At 50.0% G+C, this 3749-nt stretch carries 3 protein-coding genes; 1 reads left to right on the top strand and 2 read right to left on the bottom strand.

Translation table 11 applies throughout. From position 1 onward, the window contains the following. The first annotated feature begins 311 nt into the window (after window positions 1–311). A complete protein-coding gene (locus RR842_RS12730) occupies window positions 312–1841 on the top strand; it encodes an FAD-dependent oxidoreductase (protein ID WP_332729984.1) in 1530 nt (509 codons plus the stop codon). A gap of 7 nt (window positions 1842–1848) precedes the next feature. On the opposite strand, the gene RR842_RS12725 is transcribed toward RR842_RS12730, so the two are convergent. Continuing rightward, window positions 1849–3342: a helix-turn-helix transcriptional regulator gene (locus RR842_RS12725; RefSeq protein ID WP_332725302.1), complete on the bottom strand. Its 1494-nt coding sequence runs from the start codon at window positions 3340–3342 to the stop codon at window positions 1849–1851. A gap of 39 nt (window positions 3343–3381) precedes the next feature. After that, window positions 3382–3540 (bottom strand): hypothetical protein, encoded by a 159-nt coding sequence (locus tag RR842_RS12720; protein ID WP_332729982.1) that lies wholly within the window; start codon window positions 3538–3540, stop codon window positions 3382–3384. Between the last annotated feature and the right edge of the window lie 209 nt (window positions 3541–3749).

The following is a 3749-nucleotide window of genomic DNA, read 5'->3' as shown; positions in this document are numbered from 1 at the left end:
CCTCCCCGCCAAGCTTCCTTGGGTTTCTTCAATAGGCTTTCATGATACCAGTATCACGCGCTAAAAAACGATCCACCGGAAAACTAATGAATAGACCTGCCTCAGCAGTGTGATCACATTTTTTAAACGACAGCTACCAAGTTAGCTGCGACCGCTATTGCCACCATACCACCTGGTAAACGATGGCTCATTCTTTTCGTGTGAAGTAAAGTTACGCTCTTTCGTGCGATGCCGAATAACGCAAGCAGCCTATAGTACTTCGCATCGGAAGGCGGATTGCCGCCATAAGACAAAAGCGAAAAGGGGTTCTCATGCAGATGAATTTTACGAGAAGACAGGTCGTGGCAGGTGCGGCGGTATTGGGCGGCACACTCGCCCTTGGTGGCTGTGCAAGCCCACAAAAAACAAAACAAACTGAAGCCGTATCGGGTAAGCAAGCCGACATAGTGGTAGTAGGGTCTGGTCTGTCGGGTCTTGCCTGTGCGGTGTCGGCTGCAGAAAATGGCTCGAGCGTCATCCTTGTAGACAAGGCGCCCTTTCTTACGTCAACATTTCTTACATCCAAGGGTAACGTGTCAATAGCCCAAGTGCCCGAGAACAAGGAGGCTTGGCAATTTGATACAGAAGCACCCGACACAATAGACGAGTTCGAGAAGCGGTACCGCAAGCAAACCGAACTAGGCAAGGTGAATGTGCCCTATCCCGACTACGACCGCATGCGCCACATGATGGTAGAAAGTTGTGCCACGATCGCGTGGGTTGAAGAGCGCACAGGGATTGCCTTCAATAAGTCATTTACCAAAGAAATGGTAGGAACCGACACGGTGAAACCAGAGGTAAATACCGACCCCTCGAAAGAGGGCGGTGCCTGGGTGGCCGAGGGCTTCGCAAAAGAACTCGACCGTCTTGGCGTACAGTCCATGGTTAGCACCGAAGCCTTGGAGCTCATCCATGAAGAAGGCACGGTTGTGGGCGTAAAGGTAAAGAGCAAAGAAGGTGACCAGGAATTGCGTGCCAAAGCAGTTGTGTTGGCAACAGGCGGCTTTGGTGGTAGTCAGGCATACTGCGATGAACTGGTCCCCATCATAAATGAAATGGGGTTGCAATTCTTAGGGAATACCATGAATACGGGCGATAGCATGACTATGGCCACCGCCCTAGGTGCGGCAGTCTATGAGGGCGCAGATATCATTGCGGGTGCCATTATGCCGGCGCGTGCACTAACAAAAGCAGATACGGGCTTCCAAAAATTATGCGAGAACGGCATGGAAGGCGCAGCCACATCATCAAAGCTACTTGTTAATGCGGCGGGTGAGCGTTTCGTAAATGAGGCTAGCCCAGTCATCGCTTTGTCCACTGCCATGATTGACAAAAATAACGGCCCTTATTATGTGCTCTTCGATAGCTCGAATGCTGCAGTGGCAGCGTTATTGGAAAAAGGTATTTCTACGAATAATGTGGCAAAGGCTGACGATATAGCACTATTAGCTGCTCAGATAGATGCACCCCAGCTTGTGCCCACATTCGAGACATACCAGCAAGCTGCTAAAGACGGTCTGGATGCCACTTTCAATAAAAAGGCAGAAAAGTTGATGCCCTACGGTGTGGGTCCGTACTATGCGGTAACATTCGTGCCGTCATTCGTGGCCACCATGGGTGGCATTAAAACCAATGTCGATTGTCAGGTTATCCGTGAAGACGGCTCAACCATAGCAGGTTTGTATGCAGTGGGCGAAACAACACATCGCTTCATGTATAACCGTAATTTTGTGCGTCATTGCTCTAACTCTAGCTCACTTACCATGGGTCGTATTACGGGTGCGGCCTTGGCAAAACAATAACTTTAATTTATTCAACGCGAGCCGGGTTGTTTCCTGGCTCGCGCGATTCAGCGCGTTCACCTTCAAACAATTCCACGCGCGTACGACCCGAAAGTCCCTCCATAAGATCGAGCAACTCCTGGCGCGAGTGGACGTCCATTTTTGCATAAGCATGTCGCAAATGCGTTTTTATCGTATGCTCAGACAGTACGAGCTGACTTGCGATGTGTCGTGCACTGCGGCCAGCTGCAAACTCCCTGGTTATTTCGCACTCTCGTTTTGTTAGGTGAAAGACATGCGATACGTGCTGCCAGGCCGCTTCCGCCGGATGATCCCAGGTTTCATGGAAAGGCTGCTCGGGCGTATCATCAGGTAAGGGAGTATGCAGCTTTGCAACGTAGCGCAAGTAGCTACAAAATATGAAAGACAACGCCAAGACCAGCACCCACACGCCTCCAAGCAGTGCCGCACGCACGTCAAGAGCCATATGTTCCAGCAAAGTTTGTGCCGCAAAACGCCCCAACGCTACCGAAAGACGAGCCACGCCTAGCGCCAAGCCGAGCAAGAAGAATGCCGGCAGCTTGCGCTCGTGTGCCTCACTAATAAACATAAGCCACAGCAGTACATAAAATGTTATAAGAAAGGACACCATAAGCGATCCGGCTGCATGTGGATTCCCCATACCAAAACTTCGCTGCAGTAAAATAGAAACAAGGCACAATACAACAATAGGACTTATATAATCCACGTTTGCCTTGCGAGGACGCAACACCAACAACACGACTAGTAGCAAAACAGAAATAAAGATAGTAAAAAAACCTGTGAGATTGGTCTGCGCATATTGCAACCCACTAAAAATATCAATCTCAAGCACAAAGCCACACACAAGCGAAAATACACACGCACCTGCCACAGCTCGTTTCGTACGGGAAAGAGCCTCCGCCATCGAGGTAAGCGGAACGACATCTTCTTTCATGATACCAGCAACATATTCGTTGCTGCGCAAGCAATAGAACAGTGCAGCCATCGACAGCGCAAGCATTCCCACAAGCATGACTAGCTGCCCGCCAGGAAAGAGCATGCGAGCGAGCGGTGGCACCACCGTGTTAATAACAAACGAAAACGCAATCATGGGCAGCGAGTAGACAGGCTTGTAACTCGTAAACACTTCCATCCAACACAAAATAGCAAGCGACCAACTAGCTCCAGCGGTAATTTGCATACATATAAGAACGGCCGGATGGCTGCTGCCTGCCGCAGCAAGCAAGACATACCCCACACCAACGCCAGCGGCTATGCGAAAAAGCAAATCGGCCTTGTCAATACGCCCAAAGTAGGACAGCATAGCCACAACTACAAAGACAAGCCCTTCTACCGTCAGCCCCACAAGCGCGTAAGGATGCGAGCTATAGGGACCGGAGTTCAGATCAAAGAGACGGGCGCTCTGAAGGAGACCGAATCCAGCTGATGCCAGGGCGATAAGAATCAGGGTTTTCCTGTCGAGATGCAGGTGAGCGTTCATGGACTTCTCTTTGTTGGGGATTAAGAACTCAGTGTCTTACTATAGCATAATGGTGCTACGAAAAATCAAAGAGCTAACCCGTTCCACCAGTTCACGCAAATATAATGCTCTCTTTTTACCAGAAAGCAGGATCAGACTGCCGCCCAGTTTTTTGCTATTTGAGAATGGCCCGCCAAAACCGACGCGAGCATAACGCACATGCAGTATTCTTCCTTAACCAACATTAACATAACTTGACAATAGGTCTATAGAATCTTCGTCTGGCTCGATTAACGCACTGTACGTATGCTTTGCCGCCGTTATATACAACGAGCCTGCCAGGTCTTTTGGACATGTGGCAGGCTCTCTTTGCTAGCGCATGGGCGCGCGCTTTGCGCCCTCGGTATTGGTTAGCGCACTAAGACATC

Source organism: Gordonibacter sp., assembly GCF_036667095.1.
Lineage (GTDB): Bacteria > Actinomycetota > Coriobacteriia > Coriobacteriales > Eggerthellaceae > Gordonibacter.
Note: the sequence above shows the minus strand (reverse complement) of the source record. Positions and strands in the feature narration are given on the sequence as shown.